Origin of the sequence: Pseudomonas sp. FGI182, assembly GCF_000511325.1 — a bacterium.
In the GTDB taxonomy this organism is placed as follows: Bacteria; Pseudomonadota; Gammaproteobacteria; order Pseudomonadales; family Pseudomonadaceae; genus Aquipseudomonas; species Aquipseudomonas putida_Z.
The window spans coordinates 1,610,645-1,636,527 of sequence record NZ_CP007012.1 but is presented as its reverse complement, the minus strand read 5'-3'; the positions used below and the strand labels follow the sequence as shown (position 1 = coordinate 1,636,527).

Below are 25,883 nucleotides of genomic sequence, written 5' to 3'. Positions count from 1 at the left end.
GGTCGTCAGCCCGGTATTGCCACCTCCAAGGACGCGTCACACGCCAAAGGTCTGGTACCGATGCCCAAATCAGCGAATCGCTTTTTGCGCCTGCCGCGCATACCTGCGGCCGACCCTCAGGAGTCCGAGCAGGCCTGGCAGAACGCCCCGCAACTGCTGGCCGCGCTCAACGGCGCGCGGCTGGGGGCCTGGCTATGGGATATCGAAAGCGGCCGGGTCAGCTGGTCACGGGGCACCCAGGCCCTGTTCGGCTTCGACCCGCAGCGCCCGCTGCCCGCCGATGTCGATTACCTCGACCTGCTGCCCGAGGAAGACCGCGCGCGTACACGCCAGGTGTTTCAGGCAGTGTTCAACGGCGAACCGGTAGAACAGGCCATGCGCCACCGTATACGCTGGCCGGACGGCAGCCTGCACTGGCTGGAGATCAACGGCAGCCTGACCCACGACCCGAACGGCCGGCCGCAGATGATCGGGGTGATCCGTGAAATCACCCGCCAACGCGAGCGGGAAACGGCGCTGATCAATTCGGAAAAACGCTTCGCCACCCTGTTCCACCTCAGCCCCAATGCCATTTTGCTCACCCGCCGCCACGACGGCATGATCTTCGAGGTCAACCAGCACTTCGAAGACATGTTCGGCTGGCCCGGCAGCCAGGTGATCGGCAAGACCAGCCTGGAACTGGGCCTGTGGGTCAACCCCGAACAGCGCCACCAGATGCTGGAATCGACCCGGGCCAACAGTGGCCCGCTGATCCTCGAGGTGCAGTTCCGCGCCATCAGCGGCAAGGTGCATGACGGCATCCTCTGCACCCAGGGCATCGAGCTGGAAGGCGTGACCTATCTGATCAGCACCTTCGTCGACACTACCGAACGCAAGCGCGCCGAGCAGGCCCTGAAGGACAGCCAGGAGCGCCTGGACCTGGCCCTGGACTCGGCACAGCTGGGCACCTGGGACTGGCATATCCCCAGCGGCATGCTCTACGGCTCGGCCCGTGCCGCGCAGTTGCACGGCCTGCCGCCCATTCCCTTTCACGAATCGTTCGACGCGTTTTTCGAAGGGGTACCGGAGCAGGAGCGCAACTCGATGCGCCAGGCCTACCGCAGCCTGCGCGAAGGGCCTGCCGGCAACTACCAGATCACCTACCGGGTACAACTGGAGAACGGCATCTCGCGCTACATCGAAAGCCGCGCCCGGCTGTACCGCGACGAGCAGGGCAACCCGCTGCGCATGGCTGGCACCTTGCTCGACATCACCGACCAGGTGGAACGCGAACAGCGCCTGAGCGCCTCGGAAGAGAAGTTCGCCAGCCTGTTTCAGGTCAGCCCCGACCCGATCTGCGTCACTCGCCAGGACACTGGCCAGTTCATCGAGATCAACCCGGCGTTCACCCAGACCTTCGGCTGGGGCACCGACCAGGTGATCGGCCGAACTGCCGAGGAAATCGGCCTGTGGGCGGAGTCAGTCGAGCGCGCGCAACGCATCGAGCGGGTAATCCGCGAGCAGGCCCTGAGCAACGTCGCCGTGGTGGTCAACCACCGCAATGGCGCACCGCTGACCTGCGTGATTTCCAGCCGCCTCATCACCGTCGATGACCAGCCTTGCAGTGTTACCACCCTGCGCGACATCACCCAGCAGCAGCGCGCCGAGGCGGCGCTGAAGTCCAGCGAGGAAAAGTTTGCCAAGGCCTTCCACTCCAGCCCTGACGCCATCACCATCACCGAACGCTACAGCGGTCGCTACCTGGAAATCAACGACGGTTTCTGCCGCCTGACCGGCTACAACGCCGCCGACGTGGTCGGCCGCACGGTGTACGAGATCGGCATCTGGGCCGACGACAAGCAGCGCAGCGCCCTGCTGGCCGAGTTGCGCGAGCGTGGCCGGGTGCACCACCGCGAGATGCTGGGGCGCAACAAGCGTGGCGATATCCTTACCGTGGAGGTGTCGGTGGAGCCGATCACCCTCAACGAGGTGGACTGCCTGCTGCTGACCGCCCGCGATGTCAGCCAGCTGAAGAACGCCCAGGCACAGATTCGCCACCTGGCCTACCACGACCCGCTGACCAACCTGCCCAACCGTGCCCTGCTGATGGACCGCCTGAGCCAGCAGATCGCCCTGCTCAGGCGCCACAACCTGCGCGGCGCCCTGCTGTTCCTTGACCTCGACCACTTCAAGCACATCAACGACTCGCTGGGCCACCCGGTGGGCGACACGGTGCTGAAGATCATCACCGCACGGCTGGAAGCCAGCGTGCGCCTGGAAGACACCGTGGCGCGCCTGGGTGGCGACGAGTTCGTGGTATTGCTCAGCGGCCTGGAAGGGAGCCGCGAGCTGGTCGAAGAGAAAGTCCGCGGGCTGGCCGACACCCTGCGCGAACTGCTGGCCGAGCCGATGTCGCTGGACGGCCAGCGCCTGCAGGTGACACCCAGCATCGGCGTGGCGCTGATCCCTGACCACGGCGCCACCCCGGCCGACCTGCTCAAGCGTGCCGATATCGCCCTCTACCGGGCCAAGGACTCCGGGCGCAACACCACCCAGCTGTTCCATACCACCATGCAGAAGGCTGCCAGCGAGCGCCTGCGCATGGAAAACGACCTGCGCCTGGCCCTGGCCCGCGGCGAGCTGGCGCTGCACTTCCAGCCACAGGTGGATGCCCGCGACAACCGCATCGTCGGCGCCGAGGTGCTGCTGCGCTGGCATCACCCGCAACTGGGTCAGCAGCCGCCCGCGCAGTTCATTCAGGTGCTGGAAGAAAGCGGCCTGATCCTGGAAGTTGGCAGCTGGATCCTCGACGAAGCTTGCGATGCCTGCGCGCGCATGCTCGGCGACGGGCTGATCGACGCCGATGATTTCAGCCTGTGCGTGAACATCAGCCCACGGCAGTTCCGCCAGAACGACTTTGTCGGGCGGGTGCTGCGCAGCCTGGACGATTACCGCCTGCCACGGCAGATGCTGAAGCTGGAAATTACCGAAGGCATCGTCATCCAGAACCTGGAAGACACCATCAGCAAGATGCGCGAACTGAAGCGCTACGGGGTGAGCTTTGCCATGGATGACTTCGGCACCGGCTATTCCTCGCTCACCTACCTGAAGCGCCTGCCGGTGGATGCGCTGAAGATCGACCAGACTTTCGTGCGCGATGCACCGGTGGACCCCAACGACGCCGAAATCGTCCGCGCCATCGTCGCCATGGCCCGCAGCCTGGACCTGGCGGTGATTGCCGAAGGGGTGGAGCTGACCGAGCAGCTGGAGTTCCTGGAACGGCTGGGTTGCCACCTGTACCAGGGGTACTTGCACAGCCGGCCGCTGCCGTTGCCGGAGTTCCGGCAGATGTTGCTGGAGGCGCCGGCGGATTACTGACCGAACGACTGACGCGACTTTGGTGACGCTGACGCAGCCCCTGTAGGAGCGGCCTTGTGTCGCGATGGGCTGCGCAGCAGCCCCGGCAATCGATGCTGGAACCAAGATTTTGGGGCTGCTGCGCAGCCCATCGCGACACAAGGCCGCTCCTACAAGGGGACCGTGGGAACGGACACAAAAAAGGGCACCCCTGGGGGGGGTGCCCTTTTTCACATCTACACGATCAGTTCAGCGCTGGCTTGTCGCCGTTGATCGGAATGCGCTTGGCCTTGGCTTCTTCAGGCACGATGCGCAGCAGGTCGATGCTGAGCAGGCCATTGGCCAGGCCGGCGGCCTTGACTTCGATATGGTCAGCCAGGCGGAACGACAGCTTGAAGGCGCGCTGCGCGATACCCTGATGCAGGTAGGTCACTTCAGCAGGGCCATTGTCGCGCTTGCCACCGGTCACGGTCAGGACACCTTTTTCAACCTGCAGGTCGAGGTCCTCTTCCTGGAAACCGGCTGCAGCAACCACGATGCGGTAGTGGTCATCTCCATGCTTTTCCACGTTGTAGGGCGGGTAGCTGCTACCAGCCTCGTTACGTGCCGCGGATTCGAACAGGTCGTTGAAACGGTCGAAACCAACGGAATGGCGGAACAGTGGAGCGAGAGAGAAAGCGGTGGTCATGGTCATGAACTCCTGAGATTCAGCAAGTAAGTCATTACGCGACCCGACTTCGGCATCGCGTACTCAAGAGATATGGCCGAGGGAAATGCTTTCAAGGGGGGGAGCAGAAAAAATCTAAATTCCTGCATTGGATTTGATGGCCTCTTCGCGGGCACGCCCGCTCCCACAGGTACTGCACAGGGCTCAGAATCCGTGAAGTCCCTGTGGGAGCGGGCGAGCCCGCGAAAGGGCCGGATCAGGCAACACAAGCCTCGATGGAAACCGCCTCAACCCCCAGCAACCTGCTGATCCGCGCACAGTCATCTTCCCGCCGCAACTCGGCAAACAGCACAACCGCTTCGGGATAACTGCGGGTCAGCATCGCCAGCCACTGCTTCATCCGCCCCGGCGCATAGCGCGGCGACAACTTGGCCTGGGCCTGGCGCCAGAACTCGCGCAGCAACGGCAGCAGGTCCTCCCAGCTCATCGGCTGGTACTCCCGCCCGTCACGCGCCGCGGCAATCTGCAGCCCCAGGTCGGGGCGCGAAACCAGCCCACGGCCCAGCATGATGTCTTCGGCGCCACTGACCTCACGACAGCGCCGCCAGTCGTCCACGGTCCAGATCTCGCCATTGGCGAACACCGGCACCTTGACCACATCCTGCACCCGCGCCACCCACTCCCAGTGGGCCGGCGGCTTGTAGCCCTCGACCTTGGTCCGTGCATGCACCACCAGGTGCGCCGAGCCGCCTTCGGCCAGCGCCGTGGCACACTCCAGCGCGCCATCGGGGCTGTCGAAACCCAGGCGCATCTTCGAGGTGACCGGGATATGCGCCGGCACGGCACGGCGCACCTCTCGCACAATGGCGTGCAGCAGCTCCGGCTCCTTGAGCAGCACCGCCCCACCACGCGACTTGTTCACGGTCTTGGCCGGGCAACCAAAGTTCAGGTCGATCACCGGCGCGCCCAACTCGCAGGCCAGCGCGGCGTTTTCCGCCAGGCACACAGGGTCCGAGCCCAACAGCTGCACACGCATGGGCACCCCTGCGGCAGTCCGCGCGCCATTGCGCAACTCGGGTGCCAGCTTGTCGAACGAGGAAGGCGGCAGCAGGCGGTCGCACACCCGAATGAACTCGGTGACGCACCAGTCGATACCGCCCACGCGGGTCAGCACGTCGCGCAGGATGTTGTCGACCAGCCCCTCCATGGGGGCCAGGGCAATTTGCATGTCGGGGTCTCGGCGGAAAAAGCCGGCAGTCTAACAAAAATTGCCGGTGTTTCAGGCGCCGATCAGCGCCGGGCCGTAACCGTCGAGGAACTCCACCGGCATGCGCCTGGGCTTGCCGCTGGACAGCTCGATGCAGGCAAAGGTGGTCTGGGCGCGCAGCAAGGTCACGCCGTCGCGCGGGCGCTTGAGCTGGAAGCGCCGGGTCATGCGCAGGCGCTGGTCCCAGTCGATGATCCAGGTGGCCAGTTGCAGCTCGTCGTCCTCGTAGGCAGCGGCCAGATAGTCGATTTCGTGGCGCACCACGGCCATGGCCCGGTCAAGTCGGCGATATTCGGCCAGGTCCAGGCCCAGGCGCTGGGAGTGGCGCCAGGCGCAGCGCTCCAGCCAGGTGACGTAGACCGCGTTGTTGGCGTGGCCAAGGCCGTCGATATCCTCGCTGCCGACGCGCAGGTCGATGACGAAAGGTGTTGCCAGGTCCCAGCTCATGTTCGCTTCCTTGGAGCAAAAGTGGATTTAGCAGGGACGGCCGAGGGAAAGTCCAGCCCTTCTGCACTTGCCTGCGGGGCTACGCGGTCCCTGTAGGAGCGGCCTTGTGTCGCGATGGGGCGCGCAGCGGCCCCAAAATCTCAGTCCCGACACAGATTGCCGGGGCCGCTGCGCAGCCCATCGCGACACAAGGCCGCTCCTACAGGGACCGCGCCAGCCCGGGCCAGCAGCTCCAGCACCGCTGCACTCAGGCGCGGATCGGACAGCACCCGCTGGTGGCCACCCGCCTCCAGCAGCATCAGGCGGCTATCGAACCAGGCCTTGTGGATGACCTGGGCCTCATCAGCTGCCACCAACGCATCATCGGCGGCATGCACCACCAGCCCAGGCAACTCCAGCTGGTAACCCGTCACATCCAGCCGCGCAATCTGCATGCCCACATCCCGCTCCACCTGGCGAATGAATGCCGCCCGCGCCCGCGCTGGCAGCCCCAGGCGATGGGCAAAGCCACGCAGTACGCCCAACAGCCGCGCCGGAGCGGCAATGCTGACCGCTGCCTCTGTGCGCAGCCCCATCTGCAGGGCCAGCAATACACTGGCGCCGCCCATGGAATGGCCAATAACCGCGCGCAGCGGCGGCAGTTCGGCGGCAGCCTCCAGCAGCGCTCGGGCAAACAGCACCACATTTGCCTGCTCGCCGGGCGAACGCCCATGCCCCGGCCCCTCCAGCGACACCACGGTATGCCCGGCCTGGACCAAGGTTTCGATCAACGCGGCAAACTGGGTCGGGCGCCCTTCCCAGCCGTGCATCAGCAGCACGGCCGGCCCCTTGCCCCAGCGCAAGGCCGACAAGCCGAAGCGCAGAGTGATGCGCTCGGCGCTGGCCAGCACGGGCAACTCCCAATCCCGTGGCGGCAGGTTGCGCGGGGTCATGAAGGCACGGCGCATCTTGCCCGCGACATGCTCGGGGGCCAGGTGGCCCAGGGTGCCATTGACACCACGAATCCAGCTCAGGGTAGTCATCGCCATGCTCCAGGGTTAAAGCACCGCCGATTTGGCGGCGCGCAGAATACGATCAGACAGCTCGCTGGTGCCCAGGGCACGGGCCAGCGCCAGGCCGCCAACCATCAGGGCCAGGTCGGCCAAGGCCTTGTCGGCATCCTCGGGGCGGTCGACCATGGCGGCTGCCATCAACTCGATGTGCTCGGCCAGCACCTCGCGGAAGGCCTCCGGCAGGCGCTGCATCTCGCCCAGCGAGTTGGGCAGCGGGCAGGCATGCACTTCGGCATCACGGTGCTTGCGCGACAGGTAAAAGGCACTGGCCAGCGCCCGCCGCCCGGCGCCATCCAGGCTGGGGTCGATCTGCGCGAGCAAGGCGCGGCGCTCGCCCAGCAACTGACGGAACGCTTCGAGCATCAACTCGTCCTTGCTGTCGAAATGGGCGTAGAAGCCACCGACGGTCAGGCCTGCCGCCCCCATGACCTGGCTGACGCTAGGCTCGGCCGGGCCATGCTGGATCAGCGCACTTCGCGCCGCCTCGAGGATGCGTTCGCGGGTTCTGCTCTTCTTGTCGCTCATCAGGCCACTCGCAGATCAAAATATGATGATCGAAATATTATTCGCATAATATTTTTTGGCAAGCAGAATCTGCAGCCGCCTGTCGGTCGCGAAGTTTTGAATAGGGAAGAAAAACAAAAGGCCCATTCAATAATCGAATGAGCCTTAAAAGTCCCGCAAAACGCGGGTAAACGTGGCGTCCCCTAGGGGACTCGAACCCCTGTTACCGCCGTGAAAGGGCGGTGTCCTAGGCCACTAGACGAAGGGGACGTAACCTTCGTGCCGATCCGCTTGCGCGAACCGCGGCAGAAATGGTGGAGCTAAGCGGGATCGAACCGCTGACCTCCTGCATGCCATGCAGGCGCTCTCCCAGCTGAGCTATAGCCCCGAAACAAAAGGCTCATCAGTAATCGACGAGCCTTTAAAGCCCTGCAAAACGCAGGAAAAGTGGCGTCCCCTAGGGGACTCGAACCCCTGTTACCGCCGTGAAAGGGCGGTGTCCTAGGCCACTAGACGAAGGGGACGTAACCTTCGTGCCGATCCGCTTGCGCGAACCGCGGCAAAAATTGGTGGAGCTAAGCGGGATCGAACCGCTGACCTCCTGCATGCCATGCAGGCGCTCTCCCAGCTGAGCTATAGCCCCGGATTTTTAGCCTCTCGGCCCAGCGACATCCTGAAACATCGCTTGTGCAAAACTGGCGTCCCCTAGGGGACTCGAACCCCTGTTACCGCCGTGAAAGGGCGGTGTCCTAGGCCACTAGACGAAGGGGACGAACCTTCTTACCTTCAAGACCCGGTTGCTGGACCCGGTCTTGCCCGACAGCCTTGGCTGCCAGACGGAATTTGGTGGAGCTAAGCGGGATCGAACCGCTGACCTCCTGCATGCCATGCAGGCGCTCTCCCAGCTGAGCTATAGCCCCACAATGTCGCTTTGAACCGAAGCGCTGGCTGGGTGCCTGGCGTTTCGTTTTCGTTCATCGCTGTGGACGGGGCGCATATTAAGATCGGATTGCAGGGCTGTCAAACGAATTTTTCAAAATATTCAAAAAATTTTTCACAGATAACAATCACTTACCGCCCTGCCCTTGCCAAAACTGAACAGTGAGCCCTGTGGGAGCGGGTTTACCCGCGAATGCGACGGAAAACGCACCATCGTATTCGCGGGTGAACCCGCTCCCACAGGTTCGGCTTATAGCCTCGGGACCACTGTCAGGCGATGGAGGCCAGCAGCTTTTCCCACTCTTTGTTTTCTTTCTTCGACACACCACCCAGCAGGTCCAGGGCCTGGCGCAGGCGGTAGCGGGTCAGGTCCGGGCCAAGGATTTCCATGGCGTCCAGTACCGAAACCGAGCTGGCCTGGCCGGTAATGGCGGCAAACATCAGCGGCATGGCGTCACGCAGCTTCAGCTCCAGCGCCTCTACCACCGCCTGGATGCAACCGGTGATGCGCTCCTTTTCCCACTGACGCAGGCTTTCGAGCTTCCACAGGATCAGCTGGATCACCTGGCGTACCTGGTCGGCCGACAGTTTCTTGCTTTCGAACAGCTTGGCGTCCAGCTTCAGCGCGCCTTCGAAGAAGAACCCGCCCAGCGGGGCAACCTGGCTGAAGGTTTCCACCCGGCCCTGCACGTGCGGGGCGATCTTCATCATGTAGTCGCTGTTGAACGCCCACTTCTGCAGGCGCGCGGCGAACTCCTCGACCGGCAGTTCGCGCAGCCACTGGCCGTTCAGCCAGGACAGCTTCTCGATGTCGAAGATCGGGCCGCCCAGCGAGATACGCGACAGGTCGAAGTGCTCGACCATCTCGGCCAGCGAGAACTTCTCGCGCTCGTCCGGCATCGACCAGCCCATGCGGCCCAGGTAGTTGAGCATCGCCTCGGGCATGAAGCCCATGCGCTCGTAGAAAGTCACCGAGGTCGGGTTCTTGCGCTTGGACAGCTTGGACTTGTCCGGGTTACGCAGCAGCGGCATGTAGCACAGCTTGGGCTGTTCCCAGCCGAAGTATTCGTACAGCTTGATCAGCTTGGGTGCCGATGGCAGCCACTCTTCGCCGCGCAGCACGTGGGTGATGCCCATCAGATGGTCGTCAACCACGTTGGCCAGGAAGTACGTCGGCAGGCCGTCGTTCTTCATCAGCACCTGCATGTCCATGCGGTCCCACGGGATCTCGACATCGCCACGCAGCATGTCCGGAACCACGCACACGCCTTCGCTCGGCACTTTCATGCGGATCACGTGCGGCTCGCCAGCGTCCAGGCGACGCTGCACTTCCTCGGCGCTCAGCAGCAGCGCGCGGCCGTCGTAGCGCGGGGTTTCGCCACGGGCTTGCTGCTCGGCGCGCATCTGCTCCAGCTCTTCGGCGGTGCAGAAGCAGTAGAAGGCATGGCCGGCGTCAACCAGCTCCTTGGCGTACCTGGCGTAGATCTCGCCACGCTCGCTCTGCCGGTACGGGCCATGCGGGCCGCCGACGTCCGGGCCTTCGTTCCATTCGATGCCGAGCCAGCGCAGGGCATCGAAGATCTGCTGTTCCGACTCGCGCGTGGAGCGCAGTTGGTCGGTGTCTTCGATGCGCAGGATGAACTCACCGCCGTGCTGCTTGGCAAAGCAGTAGTTGAACAGGGCGATGTAGGCGGTGCCGACATGGGGGTCGCCGGTAGGCGATGGCGCGATACGCGTGCGTACGGTGGTCATGGAGAGTCTCGAACGAAAGATGAAACAAAGGCGGGATGTTAGCAGGAGGCAGGCACCGGGCTCCAGCAATGGCGCGAACGTCACTTGTCGACCGGCCGTGTGCCGCTGTTAAATTTATTTACATTTCTGGAACGATAGTCCTCATGCCTGCCCAACTCAAACGCCGCCTGCTGGTCTTCTTCACCGTGGTGGCCGTCATCGCCCTTGCCTTCCTGGGCCACTGGTACTTCAAGGGCCGCTTCTACGAAAGCACCGACAACGCCTACGTACAGGGCGAGATCACGCGCATTTCCAGCCAGTTGGGCGCACGCATCGACGAGGTGCGGGTCGAGGACAACCAGCATGTCAGGAAAGGCGACCTGCTGGTGCGCCTGGAGGCCGCCGACTTCGAACTGGCCGTGCAACGCGCCCGTGCCGCCCTGGCCACCCGCGAAGCCGAACAGGTGCAGGCGCAAAGCCGCCTGACCCAGCAAGCCAGCCTGATCGCCGCCGGCCAGGCCCAGGTGGCGGCCAACCAGGCCACCTTCGACCGCTCGCGCCTGGACCTGAGCCGCGCCGAGAAGTTGCGCAAGCCAGGTTTCGTATCGGAAGAGCGGGTCACCACCCTGTCCGCAGACAGCCATGTCGCCGGCTCGCAGGTCGACAAGGCCCGTGCCGACCTGCAAAGCCAGCGCCAGCAGGTCAATGCGCTGACCGCCGAGCTCAAGCGCCTCGACGCGCAGATCGCCAACGCCCGCGCCGACCTGGCCCAGGCCGAACTGAACCTGACCCGCTGCGAAATCCGCGCACCGATCAGCGGCAGCATCGGCCAGCGCAACGCGCGCGATGGGCAGGTGGTACAGGCCGGTGCCTACCTGCTGTCGATCGTGCCGGACGAAGACATCTGGGTGCAGGCCAACTTCAAGGAAACCCAGATCGGCCGCATGCAGCCCGGCCAGCGTGCCGAACTGCTGTTCGACAGCTACCCCGACACACCGATCGAAGGCCGGGTCGACAGCCTGTTCGCCGCCTCCGGCGCGCAGTTCAGCCTGCTGCCGCCTGACAACGCCACCGGCAACTTCACCAAGGTGGTGCAGCGCATCCCGGTCAAGCTGACCTTCCGCGCCGACAACCCACTGCACGGGCGCATCCGCCCTGGCATGTCGGTGACCGCCACCGTCGACCTGCGCAGCGAAGACGAAGGCCACAATGGCCGGTGACCAGCTGCTCAGGCCCACCGCAGAGCCGACCCGGAGGGACTGGATCGCGGTAATGAGCGTGATGCTTGGCGCCTTCATGGCGGTGCTGGACATCCAGATCACCAACTCGTCGCTCAAGGACATCCAGGGCGCACTGTCGGCGACGCTGGAGGAAGGCTCGTGGATTTCCACCTCTTACCTGGTCGCGGAGATCATCATGATCCCGCTCACCGCCTGGCTGGTGCAGCTGCTGTCGGCGCGGCGCCTGGCGGTGTGGGTATCCGGCGGTTTCCTGTTGTCGTCGCTGTTGTGCTCGATGGCCTGGAACCTCGAGAGCATGATCCTGTTCCGCGCCCTGCAGGGATTTACCGGCGGTGCGCTGATCCCGCTGGCCTTCACCCTGACCCTGATCAAGCTGCCCGAACACCACCGCGCCAAGGGCATGGCCATGTTCGCCATGACCGCCACCTTCGCCCCCTCCATCGGCCCTACCCTGGGCGGCTGGCTGACCGAGAACTGGGGCTGGGAATACATTTTCTACATCAATATCCCACCGGGCCTGGTGATGATCGCCGGCCTGCTGTACGGGCTGGAAAAGAAGGACGCGCACTGGGAACTGCTGAAAAGTACCGATTACGCCGGCATCGTCACCCTGGGCCTGGGGCTTGGCTGCCTGCAGGTGTTCCTGGAGGAAGGCCACCGCAAGGATTGGCTGGAGTCGCAGCTGATCGTCGGCCTTGGCAGCATCGCCCTGGTCAGCCTGATCACCTTCGTGATTCTGCAGTTTTCCAAGCCACACCCGCTGATCAACCTGCGCATTCTCGGCAACCGCAACTTTGGCCTGTCGAGCATCGCCAGCCTGGGCATGGGGGTGGGCTTGTACGGGTCGATCTACCTGCTGCCGCTGTACCTGGCTCAGGTACAGGGCTACAACGCCTTGCAGATCGGCGAGGTGATCATGTGGATGGGTATCCCGCAGCTGTTCCTGATCCCGCTGGTGCCGCAACTGATGAAAGTGGTGTCGCCCAAGGTGTTATGCGCACTGGGGTTCTGCCTGTTCGGCGCCGCCAGTTTCGGCTCGGGGGTGCTCAACCCGGACTTTGCAGGGCCGCAGTTCAACCATATCCAGATCATCCGTGCCATCGGCCAGCCAATGATCATGGTGACCATTTCGCTGATCGCCACGGCGTATATACAGCCGCAGGATGCGGGTTCGGCGTCGAGCCTGTTCAATATCCTGCGTAACCTGGGCGGTGCGATCGGCATTGCGCTGCTGGCCACCCTGCTGGATGCACGGACCAAGGTGTATTTCGATTACCTGAGGGAGGCATTGGTGCCGAACAACCCGCAGGTGGCGGAGCGGTTGGCGCAACTGGCGGAGCGGCTGGGCAATGACAATGCGGCGCTGGGCAAGTTGAGCGAGATCACTCACCAGCAGGCGCTGATCATGGCCTACAACGATGCGTTCCACTTTGTGGGGATCGGGTTGGCGGTGAGCATGGTGGCGGTGTTGTTGACGCGGAAGTTGCCAGAGGGGCTGAAAGCGGGAGAAGCACATTGAGGCTATTTCAGACTGTATGCGGTCCCTGTGGGAGTGGGAGCGGGCGCGCCCGCGAACACCGGCGCAGCCGGTGCCAGCCACCGCGCTGAATTCTTCGCGGGCACGCCCGCTCCCACAAGGCCCGCGCCAGGCTTCAGCTGGTAATCAACCGCTCGCGCAGCTGGGCAATCTCGTCGCGCAATTGCGCCGCGGCCTCGAACTCCAGGTCGCGGGCGAACTGCATCATCTTCTCTTCCAGCTGCTTGATGCGCTTGGTGATCTCGCCCGGCGTGCGCAGCTCGGCCTCGTAACGGGCGCTCTCCTCCGCTGCCTTGGCCATGCCCTTGCGCTTCTTGCTGCGCGCGCCGGGCACGGTGGCGCCTTCCATGATATCGGTGATGTCCTTGACCACACCTTTGGGCACGATGCCATTGGCCAGGTTGAATGCGATCTGCTTCTCGCGACGACGCTCGGTCTCGTCGATGGCGCGCTGCATGGAACCGGTGATGTTGTCGGCATACAGGATGGCCCGGCCATTGAGGTTACGCGCAGCACGGCCGATGGTCTGGATCAGTGAGCGCTCGGAGCGCAGGAAACCTTCCTTGTCGGCATCGAGGATCGCCACCAGCGACACCTCGGGCATGTCCAGGCCCTCACGCAGCAGGTTGATGCCCACCAGCACGTCGAAGGTACCCAGGCGCAGGTCGCGGATGATCTCCACCCGCTCGACGGTGTCGATGTCCGAGTGCAGGTAACGCACCCGCACATCGTGGTCGGCCAGGTAGTCGGTGAGGTCTTCGGCCATGCGCTTGGTCAGCGTGGTGGCGAGCACCCGCTCGCCCTGCGCCACGCGCTTGCGGATTTCCGACAGCAGGTCATCCACCTGGGTAAGCGCCGGGCGTACTTCCACCTGTGGGTCGACCAGGCCGGTGGGGCGCACCACCTGCTCCACCACCCGCCCGGCGTGCTCGCCCTCGTAGGGGCCCGGGGTGGCCGACACGAAGATGGTCTGCGGGCTGACATCTTCCCACTCGTCAAAACGCATCGGCCGGTTGTCCAGCGCCGAAGGCAGGCGGAAGCCGTACTCGACCAGGGTTTCCTTGCGCGAGCGGTCGCCCTTGTACATGGCGCCGACCTGCGGAACGCTGACGTGGGATTCGTCGATCACCAGCAGCGCATCGGGCGGCAGGTAGTCGTACAGGGTGGGCGGCGGCGCCCCGGCCGGGCGCCCGGACAGGTAGCGCGAGTAGTTCTCGATGCCGTTGCAGTAGCCCAGCTCCAGGATCATCTCCAGATCGAAGCGGGTGCGTTGCTCCAGGCGCTGGGCCTCGACCAGCTTGTTGGCCTTCTGCAGGTACCCCAGGCGGTCCTTGAGCTCTTCCTTGATGCCTTCCACCGCCTCCAGCAGGGTTTCCCGCGGGGTGACGTAGTGGCTCTTGGGGTAGAAGGTGAAACGCGGCAGCTTGCGGAAGACCTCGCCAGTCAGCGGGTCGAAGGCGGCGATGTTCTCCACCTCGTCATCGAACAGTTCGATGCGGATGGCCTCGAGGTCCGATTCGGCCGGGAAGATGTCGATCACATCGCCACGCACGCGGAAGGTGGCGCGGGCAAAGTCCATCTCGTTGCGGGTGTATTGCAGGTCGGCCAGGCGGCGCAGCAGCGCGCGCTGGTCGAGCTTGTCGCCGCGGTCCACGTGCAGGACCATTTTCAGGTAGGTCTCGGGGCTGCCCAGGCCGTAGATGCACGACACGGTGGTGACGATGATCGCGTCACGCCGCTCCAGCAGCGCCTTGGTCGCCGACAGGCGCATCTGCTCGATGTGGTCGTTGATCGAAGCGTCCTTCTCGATGAAGGTGTCGGACGACGGTACGTAGGCTTCAGGCTGGTAGTAGTCGTAGTAGGAAACGAAGTACTCCACCGCATTGTTGGGGAAAAACGCCTTGAATTCGCCATATAGCTGCGCGGCCAGGGTCTTGTTCGGCGCCAGCACCAGGGTCGGGCGCTGCACCTGCTGAATGACGTTGGCGATGCTGAAGGTCTTGCCCGAGCCGGTCACCCCGAGCAGCGTCTGGTGCGACAGCCCCGCCTCGATGCCTTCGACCATCTGGCGAATGGCCTCGGGCTGGTCGCCGGCCGGCTGGAAACGGGTGACGAGCTGAAACTCGGACATGACGGACCTCACGGTGTTGCAGCAACTGTAAATTTAGCCAGTAGTCTATACCCAAATGCGCCCGCCGGGGGGCGCTTTCAAGGCACAGCTGTGAGCGCTTGTTACGGTGGACCCGGCAATTAGACCAATGGTCGAAAAATATTTGCGCAAATGACCGGAAAAGCGATGCCGGACTGTCGCGGTGACCGGTCGGTATCACTATACTGACTCCCCGTTTGTGCACCGCTTCAGTGCATTCGGGCTGGAGCGTGTACGTCCTATCACACTCCAATCAGAGCCAAGGTAACAATGAGCCTGTTTTCCGCTGTCGAGCTGGCACCCCGCGACCCTATTCTGGGCCTCAACGAAGCATTCAACGCCGACCCACGTACCGACAAGGTCAACCTGGGCGTGGGCGTGTACTGCAATGAGGAAGGCCGCATTCCGCTGCTGCGCGCCGTGATCGAAGCCGAGACCCAGCGTGCCGCCCAGCACGCCTCGCGCGGCTACCTGCCGATCGACGGCATCGCCACCTACGACCAGGCTGTACAAAAGCTGCTGTTCGGTGCCGAGTCGCCACTGCTGGCCGCTGGCCGCGTGGTTACCGTGCAAGCCGTCGGCGGTACCGGCGCGCTGAAGATTGGTGCCGACTTCCTCAAGCGTGTGTCGCCAAACGCCGTGGTTGCCATCAGCGACCCGAGCTGGGAAAACCACCGCGCGCTGTTCGAATCGGCCGGCTTCCCGGTGCAGAACTACCGCTACTACGACGCGCCGACCAACGACGTCAACCGCGCCGGCATGCTCGAAGACCTGAACAAGCTGCCTTCCGGCTCGATCGTGGTGCTGCACGCCTGCTGCCACAACCCGACCGGCGTCGACCTGAGCCTGGACGACTGGAAAAACGTCCTGGAAGTGGTCAAGGCCAAGGGCCACGTGCCGTTCCTCGACATGGCCTACCAAGGCTTCGGTGACGGCATCGCCGAAGACGCCTTCGCCGTGCGCCTGTTCGCCGAGTCGGGCCTGGAGTTCTTCGTGTCCAGCTCGTTCTCCAAGTCGTTCTCGCTGTACGGCGAGCGCGTCGGTGCGCTGTCGATCGTCACCGCCTCCAAGGACGAAAGCACCCGCGTACTGTCGCAGGTCAAGCGCGTGATCCGCACCACCTACTCCAACCCGCCGACCCACGGTGCAACCATCGTTGCCACCGTGCTGAACAGCGCCGAACTGCGCCAGATGTGGGAAACCGAGCTGGCCGAAATGCGCGAGCGCATCCACGGCATGCGCAAGCAGATGGTTGCGCTGCTGGCCGAATATGGCGCCAACCGCGACTTCAGCTTCGTTGGCCGCCAGGTTGGCATGTTCTCGTACTCGGGCCTGACCGTCGAACAAGTCGCCCGCCTGAAGAACGAGTTCGGCATCTATGCGCTGGACACCGGCCGCATCGCCGTGGCCGCGCTGAACCAGAGCAACATCCACGTGGTGACCAAAGCTATCGTGCAGGTGCTGTAACTCATTGTTTTGCCTAGGGGTGGCTTGACTTCCCCTAGGCAATCAGTAAGATACGCACAGATTCCGCGATAGCTCAGTCGGTAGAGCAAATGACTGTTAATCATTGGGTCCCTGGTTCGAGTCCAGGTCGCGGAGCCAAACATTGAAAACCTCCAGATGCGCAAGCACTGGAGGTTTTTTGTTGCACTTATCCCCTCATGCCAGTGCACAGCTGCTGTATCGTCCGAGATCCCTCGACGAGCACAGGGCAAGCATGAAAGCCAACGATTTCACCCAGAACGCTCAGCAAGCGGTAGCAATCGCCGCCAACCAGGCCCTCCTGGCTAGCCGACAAGCAACGTTCGCCGTGGGTGGCTGCATCATCGAAAATGCCACTGGCAAGGTACTGGTCGCCCTGCACAACCGCGTGCTGGAGCCCTCTGCCAGCCAGGCGCAACCCGCATTCAGGCTTCACGACCCAACGGGGCATGGTGAGCGCCGGCTGGTCGACTGGTATTTCGACAACCAGCAGCGCCTTGCCCTCCCCCCTGCGCATGAACTGACCGTCATCACCACGCTCGACCCCTGCGCCATGTGCGCAGGCGCCTTGCTGACTGCCGGCTTCAATGTTGCGGTAAGTGCGCTCGACACCTTTGCCGGCATCAATCATGACGGCCGCTTCGAATTCCCCGGCCTGCCGGCCGCACTTCGTCTGCGCGCGCAAGCCACGTGGGGCTACTATGCTGTCGGCAGCCCTTTTGATCGCGACTATGTCGGGGCGGCGCAAGGGCCGATCTACGCCGGCGAACGCATCGATGCTGCAACGATGTGCCTTACCCGTTCGTTGTTCGAGGCCAGCGTGAACCATGTGCACGACGAAAGCAGCAACGCCGGCCTGCCGCCATCTGCCCTGAAAGACCCGATCGCCCTACCCAGCCGGAGCTTGGTACGCCAGGCCCTGGCGGGTTTGAGCCCATGGAGCCTGCGCATCAAAAGTGCAGACCCTCGCCTGCCCGGCATCGAACTGGCCGAGCCATTGGTCGATACAGCACTCGCGGCAGATACGTGCAACGCCGTAGCCTTGCTGGACCCATTCGGCAATCTGCTGGCCTGCCTGGGCGGTGACGAAACGCGCTCCCCCATTCGCACTGCGTTCATGGAGACCACTCGCAGCTACGCCGCGTTACGCTGGAACCTGATGAACCATGACGACCCACAGGTCCGCGACGAAGCACACCAGCATCTCACCCACCCCCGTTACTGCACATTCGTCCTGCTCCGTTTTCCGGACCCGGCCGGCAGCGAGGCGGTCATGACCCTTGGCGCCTATGGCTCCACTATGGAACGGCACACCGCGCCGTCCTTCCCCTCAAGCCTGCAATATGTGTTGCTGCCAACAGGCTGCACTGCCAAGGACGTTGCTCGACTGGCGCAAAATCTGCCGCCGTTCTACACCAGCAACGCGCAGGTCGCGCCTTGCCAGGTACTGGACCCGAACCTGATGCAGGAAGTGACAACCCGGCTGGGGCAGGCTCAGCGCTCCGAGCCTGCTGCTGGATAGGGCAACGTGACCGCACTGCCTTCATCCACCAGGCTCCAGACCAGCAACTTGGCTGACTGCTTCTGACTGGCGTTGCGTGACACGCTGTGCACGGTACCCGGGGCTTCGTACCAGTATTCACCGGCCTTGTAGGTTTTCTCCGGCTCGTTATCGAGCTTCGATACCACTGCCCCTTCCAGCACGTAGGCCATCACTGCGCCCGGGTGCTGATGCGCGGGTGATGCCTGGCCGGGGGCGTAGCTGACGGTGAGCATCACGGCGCTCTTGCCGGGGGCGTTCGAGGGTTGTTGCTGCAGCAGGACCTTGACCTGGTCGGCAGCGTCGCCGTGCGCCCAGGCAGGGGTTTGAGCGGCGAACAGACCGAAAAGGATGATGCTGAAGGGTTTCATGGGGGGCTTCTCCTGGATGGCAATTGCCTGCAGGTTAGGCCTGTGGGGCAGAGAGACAAATGACCAATTCGGGGAAAAACCAAGAGGCCGATTATTGCCTGTGCCGGCCTCTTCGCGGGCTTGCCCGCTTCCACACCCTTGAAGCCTGTGGAGAACCCTGTGGGAGCGGGCGAGCCCGCGAAAAGGCCGGTGCAGGCAACAGAGATCTCAGCTGCTACGCCCGATCGGATAAAACTCACCGTGGCTCCAGACCCCAAGCCACTCTTCCCCATCGATCTCACGCGGCACCGCCAGCTCTACCAACTGGTAGAACACATTCCGATTAATCAGCGCCTCAAGGTTGCTGCGCATCAGCACATACGGCGATGGCTCCTGCGTGACCGGGTCGATCACCACGCGCAGCGGGTTGGCCGGCCCGGCTTCGACCTGGTCCTCGACATTGCTGGTGAAGCGCAGCACCTGCTGCTCACCCTCACCTTCCACGTCCAGCGCCACGGCCACGAACGGCGCATCGTCGACGCGGATGCCCACCTTCTCTACCGGGGTAATCAGGAAGTAGTCATCGCCATCGCGGCGGATGATGGTGGAAAACAGCCGCACCATCGGCTTGCGACCGATCGGCGTACCCAGGTAGTACCAGGTGCCATCACGGGCGATGCGCATGTCGATGTCACCGCAGAAATCCGGGTTCCACAGATGCACCGGCGGCAGGCCCTTGGCCTTGGGAATCTGCGCCAGAAGATCATTGGCCTTGCCGGAATCGCTCATCACGCTTGCCTCATTCACTCACACCCAGAAGGCTACGAGCGTACTCGCGCATCGGCGCGCCAAGCAAATCCTCCGGGGTTTTATCGTGGAACGTCAACAAACCGCCACGGCTCTTGATACGCGCAGTGTCGATCAGGTAGCGGGTGCTGGTTTCGATGAGCATCATCTGCACCACGCCGGTGTCCCAGCCCAGGCGGTCGACCGCCTGTTCGTCATACCACTCGTCGCCATTGCCGATACGGTCGTCGGTCCGGGCGAAGCGGGTGTACAGCACGTAGTCGGCACCCACCGAACGCGCCTGGGCGATGGCCTCTTCCAGGCCCAGTGGCCCTTGGGCGCGGCGTACCAGCGGGAAATACTCGACGAAGCTCTTGTAGGCCTGCTCGGCTACCGCGTTCTGCCGCGGCACCGGCCCCTTGCCTGGGGGCACGAACGCGCCCTGGCCGATGAAGATGAACGAATCGGGCTGCAGGCGGATCGACAGGGTGCGCCGGGTATCGCTGTGGTCCAGCAGACCGGCATCGCTCATGTGGTAACGGACGCCCTCGCCCATATCGCTGACATTCATGCAACCGCCCAGCGCCATCAGCGCCAGCAGCAAAACCAGGCTACGCATCTTTCCTCCAGTGGCCGGCGACGAAAAACCGGCGAATAGCCGGCGGATGCAGCTTTTGCGCCAGCTTCAGCCACCGATCACCTTCATCACCATCACATCGCCGGAAAACGCCAGGTCCTGCTTGTCTGCCAAGGCCTTGACCAGCAAGCGCTGCAGGGCCGGCAGCGCCTGATGCCGCGGTTTTTCCAGCAGGTCACCGACGAAATGGCGATTGCCCGACGACAGGCAGCCGTGCAGCCAGCCCGTGGAGGACAGGCGCAGCCGCGAACAGGTGCGACAGAACGGTACGCTTTCGTTGGCGATCACGCCGAAGTGGCCTTTGCCGGGTACCTGATAACGCAAGGCGGTGGCATCCAGCGGCGCGTCGACCTGAACGTAGGCATGCTTGCCAGCGATCAGTGCGAGCAGTTGGTCGAGGCCGACGAACTGCTGCAGGAAGGCGTTGTGGTCACGGGCCAGGTGGCCCATGCGCATGAGTTCGATGAAGCGCAGTTCGAAGCCGCGCTCAAGGCAGTAATCCAGCAACGGCAGCACCTGATCGAGGTTGTGCCCGCGCATCGGCACCATGTTCACCTTGATCTGCATGCCCATGGCGCTAGCCCGCTCCATGCCCGCCAGCACGCTGGCCAGGTCGCCGCCCCGGGCGATACGGCGGAAGGCCTGTGGGTCGAGGGTGTCGAGGGAAACGTTCAATCGGCGGATACCTGCCGCCTGCAACTGGGGCAACTTGCGCGTCAGCAGCTGGCCATTGGTAGTCAGCGAGATATCGTCAAGGTCGAGCTTGGCCACGGCGGCCAGGAAGGCATCCAGACGTGGACTGACCAATGGCTCACCGCCGGTGATGCGCAAGCGTTCGATGCCGGCGGCGTCGATCAGGTAGGCCACGCCACGGGCCAGGGCATCCGCCGGCAGTTCGTCCTGTGCTGCTACCAGGCGCTTGCCGTCTGGTACGCAGTAGGTGCAGGCATAATTACAGGCAGCCGTCAGGCTGACGCGCAGGTTGCGAAAACGCCTGCCTTGACGATCGACGATCATGAATGACTCCGGCATGGATGATGGGGGCTGGCAAAACCTGACTCATAAATCAGGTTTTTGCAAGCCCTGCACATCGCCGAAATAGGTAGGAGCAGCCTTGTGCTGCGAAAGGGCCGGTACAGCCATGCAGATGTGTGCTGGCTGTACCGGCCCTTTCGCAGCACAAGGCTGCTCCTACAGGTACTGCGTATTGCCTGAACGCGGATGCTTCAGTTCGAGGGTTCCGGGTCGCGCTTGCGCTTGTTGCCCATGCGCACGCCAATGTCCATCAGGAACTGGAAGAAGCCTTCCTGGTCCTCCAGCACATTGCTCCAGAACGGCGAGTGGTACAGTGCCACGGCGCCGTGCACCAGCGCCCAGGCGGCGCAATAATGGAAATACGGCGGCACGTCTTCGAGCTTGCCTTCGCTGATACGGCCCTTGATCAGCTGGGTCAGGCGGTCGAAGTTGGAGGCACGGATGCTGTGCAGCTGTTCGACCATTTCCGGTACCTGGTTACCCTTGACCACCTTTTCTTCCAGGCGGTCGAACAGCCGGTAACGCTGCGGATCGCGCATGCGGAACTCGAAGTAGGCTCGCGACAGGGCTTCCTTGTCGCGATCGACGTCGGCCGAATGCAACAGCGCGTTCAGGTCGCGCTCGTAGTCGAGCATCAGGCGCAGGTAGATCTCCGCCTTGGACTTGAAGTGCTTGTAGATCGTGCCTTTGCCGATGCCCACAGCGTCGGCGATCATCTCGACGGTGACGCTGTCTTCCCCCTGTTCGAGAAACAGCTTAAGCGCGGTGTCGAGGATTTCCTGTTCGCGACGGCGAAACTCACGGACCTTACGAGGTTCTTTCTGCATAGGAAGGACTGGATGACAATCGAAGCGGTTTATTATGCCTAACTTGCGGGAAATTGCACGGATCATCCTAGCATGTCTGTGTTTCATGATGCTTACGGCCATGCGCTGCGGGAGGAATGAAACGTTGTCGTATTCCAAATCTGTTTAAAAAACGATCAATATGCACTGGCACTGCGCCAAAGCTGACCAATACTTGAAGTGTTGGCGCGGCGCATCCCCCCCAAGTGGCGCGCCGATAAAGGTGCTCAGGGACCGCGTACCTTTGTTTTACTCCTAATGGTCTTAACCCGGATTCCCCCCCCAGAACCCGGGTTTTTTTTGTGTTTCGAGGGGTAATGAAGCCGGGGTTCAAGTTTGGGGTTGGTGGGGATTGCATGAGGACCACCAGGCGCCCGCCACGATAGTTGCAGCGCCTGTCAGATCGAGCGCCGCCCGCGCGGCGCTTCGCAGCACAAGGCTGCTCCTACATCTGTTTCGGGCCAGTTATTCCTGAGGCAGACCCGCGCGGGCCCGTGGTGTCCACCTCGATATCGTGCCGGGCAAACAAGGCGGCCGCGTGCATCGGAACAGGCGTTACTGGCCCGAAACAGATGTAGGAGCAGCCTTGTGCTGCGAAGCGCTGCGCGGGCGGCGCTCGATCTCACAGGCGCTGAAGATGTTGTGACAGGCACCTGGTAGCCCTCGCACACCCACCCCCTTCGAATCAGCTCACCCGCGCCAACGGGAACAAGCGCTTGAAGTTGGCAGTGGTCTGTTCTGCCAACTGCTCATAACTGGCCCCGCGCAACGAAGCCACGTACTCCGCCACCTCACGCACGTACTGCGGCAAATTCGGCTTGCCCCGATGCGGGATCGGCGCCAGGTACGGCGAATCCGTTTCCACCAGCAAACGATCGACCGGCACCTGCCGCGCCACTTCACGCAGGGCATCGGCATTGCGGAAGGTAACGATGCCAGACAACGAAATGTAATACCCCAGGTCCAGCGCCGCCTTGGCCATGTCCCAGTCTTCGGTGAAGCAGTGCAGCACGCCAGCCTGCGGCAGGTTGGCCTCGCGCAGCAGCGCCAGGGTATCGGCACGCGCCGCACGGGTATGCACGATCACCGGTTTGCCGGTCTGCCGCGAGGCCTCCAGGTGCAGGCGGAACGAGGCTTGCTGCAACTCGGCTGCTTCCGGCTCGTAGTGGTAATCCAGCCCGGTTTCACCAATCGCGACCACATGCGGGTGAGCCAGTTCGCGCAGCAGCCATTCCAGCGCCGGCGTTTCGCCCGGCGCCAGGTCCAGCGGGTGCACGCCTACCGAGCAATCGACATCGGCGTAGCGCTCGCTCAGCGCCTTCACCGCACCAGCATTCTCGGCACTGACGCCAATACACAGGAAATGCCCGACCCCGCGCTCACGCGCCGCCTGCAAGGCAGCATCGAGGGAGCCCTGGTGGGCGCTCAGGTCAAGACGGTCGAGGTGGCAATGGGAATCTACGAGCATGGGATAACGGCACACATGAAAAAATGAAAATCAGCGGGCGCCCGGCAACTGCAGCCAGTGGGCCAGCAGCGATTCAAGCAGCAGGGCGCGGTTGAGGTTGGCTTTGCCCAGCACCTTCTGGCGCTGTTCCAGGATCCATGCCTGCACCTCCAGCACCTTGGCCTGGCGGCTCTTCTGCGCCAGGTACTGCACCACCTTGCGCATATCGGCCAAGCCTAGCCCCTCCTCGTCCTGGGTCAATTGGTAGCGCAGGATCAGGTGCGCCCAGTCGCAGAACCAGTCGAACAGCAGCAACAGCGGTACACCGTTCCAGGCATCGGCCAGCTGGCTGGGCGATTGCTGCTGCTTGAGCAGCTTCTTCACCCCGTCGGTGACCAGCGCGCGCTGCTCGCGCACGCCTTGCGCCTGCAGGCTGACCGCCATCAGCGGCGAACCGGCAGCCAGGGTCAGCAACTCGTCGCGCTCGGCCTCGTCACTGTCGGGCAGCGCGCCAGCCAGCCAGGCCTGGCTCTGGGCCAGGCTGGGCTGCGGGCAGGCGACCTGCTGGCAACGGCTCTTGATGGTCGGCAACAGGCGGCTGGGCTGGTGGGTGACCAGCAGCAACACGGTGTCGCCGGAGGGTTCTTCAAGGCTTTTGAGCAGGGCGTTGGAGGCGTTGACGTTCATCGCTTCCACCGGCTCGATCAGTACCACCTTGCGCCCACCCAACTGCGCGGTCTGCACCACGAAGGCCACCAACTCGCGCACCTGGTCGACCTTGATCGGCTTGTCGGCTTCTTCGGGCTCGAGGACGAAGTTGTCCGGGTGGCTACCGGCCTTGAGCAGCAGGCAGGACTTGCACGCGCCACAGGCCTCCAGGCCCTGGGGCTGCTGGCACAGCAGGCGGGCCATCAGGCGCTCGGCCAGGGCCCGCTTGCCGATGCCCTGCGGCCCATGCAGCAGGTAGGCGTGAGCGTGCTGGCTGCGGCCAGCCAATTGTTGCCAGAGCGCCTGCTGCCAGGGATAGGCCTCAGCCACGGCAACGCTCCACGATGCCTGGTAGCAACGCATCGATGGAGCGCTGCACGGCCTCCAGAGGCTGGGCGGCATCGAGCAGGCTATAGCGCTGTGGTTCGCGGTTGGCGCGCTGCAGGTAGGCCTGACGCACCGCCTCGAAGAACGCCTGACCTTCCTGCTCGAAACGGTCCAGGCGGCCACGGGCGGCGGCGCGGGCCAGGCCCACTTCGACCGGCAGGTCGAAGACCAGGGTCAGGTCCGGGCGCAGGTCGCCCTGAACGAACTGCTCCAGGGTGGCGATCCGCTCGACCGACAAACCGCGCCCGCCGCCCTGGTAGGCGTAAGTGGCATCGGTAAACCTGTCACACAAGACAACGGCCCCGCGGGCCAGCGCCGGCCGGATCACCTGCGCCAGGTGCTGGGCACGCGCAGCGAACACCAGCAACAGTTCGGTGTCGGCCGCCATGCTTTCATCGCTGGGCGCCAGCAGCAGCTCGCGCACCTTTTCGGCCAGCGGCGTGCCGCCGGGCTCACGGGTCAGCACCACGTCCAGGCCCTGCTCGCACAGGCGCGCAGCCAGGTAGTCGCGGTTGGTGCTCTTGCCCGCGCCTTCGGGGCCTTCCAAAGTAATAAACAAGCCGCTCACAGGCAGTCCTTAATGTTGTTCGTCAGGCATCGGCCGTTCGGCCGCTTGCGCGCCGCCGGCAGGGGCGTCCTGCACAGGCGGCTGGTCGGGCGCTGGCTGCGCGGTAGACTCGTCGGCAGGCGCCTCGGGCTGTTCGACCTCGTCGGTACTTGGTTGTGGTTGGGGTTGTGGCTGCGGCTCTGGCTGCGATTGCGGCGCGGGGCTGGAGCGGTAGTCCGCACGGCGCTTGAGCTGGAACTCGCGCACCGCCGAGTTGTGGTCGTCGAGGTCGTCGGAAAACACGTGGCTGCCATCGCCACGGGCGACGAAGTACAGGCTGGTGCCATCGGACGGGTTGAGCGCCGCGTGAATCGCTTCGCGACCGACCATGGCGATCGGGGTCGGCGGCAGGCCGGTGATGGTGTAGGTGTTGTAGGGCGTCGGCTCGCGCAGGTCGGCGCGGGTGATCTTGCCGTTGTAGCGCTCACCCATGCCGTAGATCACGGTAGGGTCGGTCTGCAGCATCATGCCCAGGCGCAGGCGCCGCACGAAAACGCCGGCGATCTGCCCGCGCTCCTGAGGAATGCCGGTCTCCTTCTCTACCAGCGAGGCCATGATCAGCGCCTGGTACGGGTCACGGTATGGCAGGTCGGTGGTGCGCTCGGCCCACTCCTTGGCCAGCACTTCGTCCAGGCGCATATAGGCCTGCTGCAGCAACTCGACGTCGCTCATGCCACGCACGAAGCGGTAGGTGTCCGGGAAGAAGCGCCCCTCGGGGAACACACCGGTATGGCCGAGCTTGTCCATCACTTCCGAATCGGACAGCCCATCCAGCGTGTGCTTGATCTTTTCATGCTTGGCCACGGCCGAGCGCACCTGGCGGAAGGTCCAGCCTTCGACCAGGGTCAGGTTGTACTGCACCACGTCGGCCCGACGCCAGGCATCGAACAACTGCTCCACGGTCATGCCGGGGGTCAGGCGGTATTCGCCGGTGTGCAGGGGGGTGCCGGCCATGTTGAAGCGCCAGTACAGGCGCAACCAGACGGCGTCGTCGAGCAACCCTTCGTTCTGCATGCGGTAGAACATGCGATTGGGGGTGGTGCCATTGGGCACGTCGAGCAGGCGCTCCTGCGTCACGTGCAGGGGCTGCTCCAGGACCGAGTTGACCTTCCAGGCCGACCAGCCCACGGCAAGGCCGGCGAGGATCAAGCCCATTTCCAGCAGCAGCAGGAATTTACGTCTCACG

21 protein-coding genes and 7 tRNA genes are annotated in these 25,883 nt (G+C 63.7%); 6 read left to right on the top strand and 22 right to left on the bottom strand.

Annotated elements, in window-relative coordinates; all coding sequences use genetic code 11:
* Positions 1-60 precede the first annotated feature (60 nt).
* Positions 61-3,357 (top strand): PAS domain S-box protein, encoded by a 3,297-nt coding sequence (locus C163_RS07385; RefSeq protein ID WP_025338234.1) that lies wholly within the window; start codon positions 61-63, stop codon positions 3,355-3,357.
* A gap of 223 nt (positions 3,358-3,580) precedes the next feature.
* On the opposite strand, the gene C163_RS07380 is transcribed toward C163_RS07385, so the two are convergent.
* From C163_RS07380 to gltX, 12 genes are all read right to left on the bottom strand, one after another.
* Positions 3,581-4,024, bottom strand: coding sequence for an Hsp20 family protein (locus C163_RS07380; RefSeq protein ID WP_003260273.1), 444 nt, complete (start codon positions 4,022-4,024; stop codon positions 3,581-3,583).
* A 235-nt stretch (positions 4,025-4,259) separates the two neighbouring features.
* Positions 4,260-5,231, bottom strand: a complete 972-nt coding sequence (locus C163_RS07375) for a tRNA-dihydrouridine synthase (protein ID WP_025338233.1) — start codon at positions 5,229-5,231, stop codon at positions 4,260-4,262.
* 51 nt (positions 5,232-5,282) lie between these two features.
* The gene (locus C163_RS07370; protein WP_025338232.1) at positions 5,283-5,717 is read right to left on the bottom strand and encodes a thioesterase family protein; all 435 of its coding nucleotides are present in this window, start codon (positions 5,715-5,717) and stop codon (positions 5,283-5,285) included.
* Between the two features lie 140 nt (positions 5,718-5,857).
* On the bottom strand, positions 5,858-6,739 hold the full coding sequence (locus tag C163_RS07365; protein WP_025338231.1) for an alpha/beta fold hydrolase: 882 nt from the start codon (positions 6,737-6,739) through the stop codon (positions 5,858-5,860).
* A 15-nt stretch (positions 6,740-6,754) separates the two neighbouring features.
* The gene (locus tag C163_RS07360; protein ID WP_013971594.1) at positions 6,755-7,294 is read right to left on the bottom strand and encodes a TetR/AcrR family transcriptional regulator; all 540 of its coding nucleotides are present in this window, start codon (positions 7,292-7,294) and stop codon (positions 6,755-6,757) included.
* 173 nt (positions 7,295-7,467) lie between these two features.
* Positions 7,468-7,543, bottom strand: a tRNA-Glu gene (locus C163_RS07355).
* Between the two features lie 42 nt (positions 7,544-7,585).
* Positions 7,586-7,661, bottom strand: a tRNA-Ala gene (locus tag C163_RS07350).
* A gap of 60 nt (positions 7,662-7,721) precedes the next feature.
* Positions 7,722-7,797, bottom strand: a tRNA-Glu gene (locus C163_RS07345).
* A 43-nt stretch (positions 7,798-7,840) separates the two neighbouring features.
* Positions 7,841-7,916, bottom strand: a tRNA-Ala gene (locus C163_RS07340).
* A gap of 53 nt (positions 7,917-7,969) precedes the next feature.
* Positions 7,970-8,045: transfer RNA gene (locus C163_RS07335), tRNA-Glu, on the bottom strand.
* 72 nt (positions 8,046-8,117) lie between these two features.
* Positions 8,118-8,193: transfer RNA gene (locus C163_RS07330), tRNA-Ala, on the bottom strand.
* 289 nt (positions 8,194-8,482) lie between these two features.
* Positions 8,483-9,964, bottom strand: a complete 1,482-nt coding sequence (gltX, locus tag C163_RS07325; RefSeq protein ID WP_025338230.1) for a glutamate--tRNA ligase — start codon at positions 9,962-9,964, stop codon at positions 8,483-8,485.
* A 143-nt stretch (positions 9,965-10,107) separates the two neighbouring features.
* Here gltX and C163_RS07320 point away from each other — a divergent pair, with 143 nt between their 5' ends.
* The gene (locus tag C163_RS07320; protein ID WP_025338229.1) at positions 10,108-11,163 is read left to right on the top strand and encodes an HlyD family secretion protein; all 1,056 of its coding nucleotides are present in this window, start codon (positions 10,108-10,110) and stop codon (positions 11,161-11,163) included.
* Positions 11,153-12,703, top strand: coding sequence for an MDR family MFS transporter (locus C163_RS07315; RefSeq protein ID WP_025338228.1), 1,551 nt, complete (start codon positions 11,153-11,155; stop codon positions 12,701-12,703). Before C163_RS07320 ends, C163_RS07315 begins: the two co-directional genes overlap by 11 nt.
* A gap of 133 nt (positions 12,704-12,836) precedes the next feature.
* Here C163_RS07315 and uvrB read toward each other — a convergent pair whose 3' ends face one another.
* Positions 12,837-14,852 (bottom strand): excinuclease ABC subunit UvrB, encoded by a 2,016-nt coding sequence (uvrB, locus tag C163_RS07310; RefSeq protein ID WP_025338227.1) that lies wholly within the window; start codon positions 14,850-14,852, stop codon positions 12,837-12,839.
* A gap of 288 nt (positions 14,853-15,140) precedes the next feature.
* Between uvrB and C163_RS07305 the strand changes: the two genes are divergently transcribed.
* The 3 genes from C163_RS07305 to C163_RS07295 all read left to right on the top strand — a co-directional run bounded on the left by C163_RS07305 (position 15,141) and on the right by C163_RS07295 (position 17,877).
* Positions 15,141-16,337, top strand: a complete 1,197-nt coding sequence (locus C163_RS07305) for an amino acid aminotransferase (RefSeq protein ID WP_025338226.1) — start codon at positions 15,141-15,143, stop codon at positions 16,335-16,337.
* 62 nt (positions 16,338-16,399) lie between these two features.
* A tRNA-Asn gene (locus C163_RS07300) sits at positions 16,400-16,475 on the top strand.
* A gap of 115 nt (positions 16,476-16,590) precedes the next feature.
* Entirely contained in the window at positions 16,591-17,877 is a 1,287-nt protein-coding gene (locus tag C163_RS07295) for a cytosine deaminase (RefSeq protein ID WP_025338225.1), read from the top strand.
* Here C163_RS07295 and C163_RS07290 read toward each other — a convergent pair.
* The 9 genes from C163_RS07290 to mltG all read right to left on the bottom strand — a co-directional run bounded on the left by C163_RS07290 (position 17,850) and on the right by mltG (position 25,882).
* Positions 17,850-18,266 carry a cupin domain-containing protein gene (locus C163_RS07290; RefSeq protein WP_025338224.1) on the bottom strand — a complete coding sequence of 139 codons (417 nt, stop codon included), beginning with the start codon at positions 18,264-18,266 and terminating at the stop codon, positions 17,850-17,852. The two genes, C163_RS07295 and C163_RS07290, sit on opposite strands and share 28 nt — an antisense overlap.
* Before the next feature lie 207 nt (positions 18,267-18,473).
* Positions 18,474-19,034: a DUF1285 domain-containing protein gene (locus C163_RS07285; protein ID WP_025338223.1), complete on the bottom strand. Its 561-nt coding sequence runs from the start codon at positions 19,032-19,034 to the stop codon at positions 18,474-18,476.
* A 10-nt stretch (positions 19,035-19,044) separates the two neighbouring features.
* Entirely contained in the window at positions 19,045-19,650 is a 606-nt protein-coding gene (locus tag C163_RS07280; RefSeq protein WP_013971585.1) for a DUF4823 domain-containing protein, read from the bottom strand.
* A gap of 66 nt (positions 19,651-19,716) precedes the next feature.
* Complete coding sequence (locus tag C163_RS07275; protein ID WP_025338222.1) at positions 19,717-20,685, bottom strand: GTP 3',8-cyclase MoaA; 969 nt, start codon at positions 20,683-20,685, stop codon at positions 19,717-19,719.
* A 209-nt stretch (positions 20,686-20,894) separates the two neighbouring features.
* Positions 20,895-21,530 (bottom strand): TetR/AcrR family transcriptional regulator, encoded by a 636-nt coding sequence (locus C163_RS07270; RefSeq protein ID WP_003260720.1) that lies wholly within the window; start codon positions 21,528-21,530, stop codon positions 20,895-20,897.
* Positions 21,531-22,233: 703 nt separating this feature from the next.
* A complete protein-coding gene (locus C163_RS07265; protein WP_025338221.1) occupies positions 22,234-23,016 on the bottom strand; it encodes a TatD family hydrolase in 783 nt (260 codons plus the stop codon).
* Between the two features lie 30 nt (positions 23,017-23,046).
* Positions 23,047-24,033 carry a DNA polymerase III subunit delta' gene (locus C163_RS07260; RefSeq protein ID WP_025338220.1) on the bottom strand — a complete coding sequence of 329 codons (987 nt, stop codon included), beginning with the start codon at positions 24,031-24,033 and terminating at the stop codon, positions 23,047-23,049.
* On the bottom strand, positions 24,026-24,658 hold the full coding sequence (tmk, locus tag C163_RS07255; RefSeq protein ID WP_025338219.1) for a dTMP kinase: 633 nt from the start codon (positions 24,656-24,658) through the stop codon (positions 24,026-24,028). The genes C163_RS07260 and tmk overlap by 8 nt, the downstream gene beginning before the upstream one ends.
* 9 nt (positions 24,659-24,667) lie before the next feature.
* A complete protein-coding gene (gene mltG, locus C163_RS07250) occupies positions 24,668-25,882 on the bottom strand; it encodes an endolytic transglycosylase MltG (protein ID WP_025338218.1) in 1,215 nt (404 codons plus the stop codon).
* Position 25,883 lies beyond the last annotated feature (1 nt).

Bases quoted from the DNA above. Each gene is read 5' to 3' on its own strand.
- C163_RS07275 (WP_025338222.1), bottom strand. From the start codon at position 20,685: ATGATCGTCGATCGTCAAGGCAGGCGTTTTCGCAACCTGCGCGTCAGC.
- C163_RS07295 (WP_025338225.1), top strand. From the start codon at position 16,591: ATGAAAGCCAACGATTTCACCCAGAACGCTCAGCAAGCGGTAGCAATC.
- C163_RS07280 (WP_013971585.1), bottom strand. From the start codon at position 19,650: ATGCGTAGCCTGGTTTTGCTGCTGGCGCTGATGGCGCTGGGCGGTTGC.
- C163_RS07290 (WP_025338224.1), bottom strand. From the start codon at position 18,266: ATGAAACCCTTCAGCATCATCCTTTTCGGTCTGTTCGCCGCTCAAACC.
- C163_RS07375 (WP_025338233.1), bottom strand. From the start codon at position 5,231: ATGCAAATTGCCCTGGCCCCCATGGAGGGGCTGGTCGACAACATCCTG.
- C163_RS07265 (WP_025338221.1), bottom strand. From the start codon at position 23,016: ATGCTCGTAGATTCCCATTGCCACCTCGACCGTCTTGACCTGAGCGCC.
- C163_RS07305 (WP_025338226.1), top strand. From the start codon at position 15,141: ATGAGCCTGTTTTCCGCTGTCGAGCTGGCACCCCGCGACCCTATTCTG.
- C163_RS07365 (WP_025338231.1), bottom strand. From the start codon at position 6,739: ATGACTACCCTGAGCTGGATTCGTGGTGTCAATGGCACCCTGGGCCAC.
- gltX (WP_025338230.1), bottom strand. From the start codon at position 9,964: ATGACCACCGTACGCACGCGTATCGCGCCATCGCCTACCGGCGACCCC.
- C163_RS07380 (WP_003260273.1), bottom strand. From the start codon at position 4,024: ATGACCACCGCTTTCTCTCTCGCTCCACTGTTCCGCCATTCCGTTGGT.
- C163_RS07360 (WP_013971594.1), bottom strand. From the start codon at position 7,294: ATGAGCGACAAGAAGAGCAGAACCCGCGAACGCATCCTCGAGGCGGCG.
- C163_RS07320 (WP_025338229.1), top strand. From the start codon at position 10,108: ATGCCTGCCCAACTCAAACGCCGCCTGCTGGTCTTCTTCACCGTGGTG.
- uvrB (WP_025338227.1), bottom strand. From the start codon at position 14,852: ATGTCCGAGTTTCAGCTCGTCACCCGTTTCCAGCCGGCCGGCGACCAG.
- C163_RS07370 (WP_025338232.1), bottom strand. From the start codon at position 5,717: ATGAGCTGGGACCTGGCAACACCTTTCGTCATCGACCTGCGCGTCGGC.
- C163_RS07385 (WP_025338234.1), top strand. From the start codon at position 61: ATGCCCAAATCAGCGAATCGCTTTTTGCGCCTGCCGCGCATACCTGCG.
- C163_RS07315 (WP_025338228.1), top strand. From the start codon at position 11,153: ATGGCCGGTGACCAGCTGCTCAGGCCCACCGCAGAGCCGACCCGGAGG.
- C163_RS07285 (WP_025338223.1), bottom strand. From the start codon at position 19,034: ATGAGCGATTCCGGCAAGGCCAATGATCTTCTGGCGCAGATTCCCAAG.
- C163_RS07270 (WP_003260720.1), bottom strand. From the start codon at position 21,530: ATGCAGAAAGAACCTCGTAAGGTCCGTGAGTTTCGCCGTCGCGAACAG.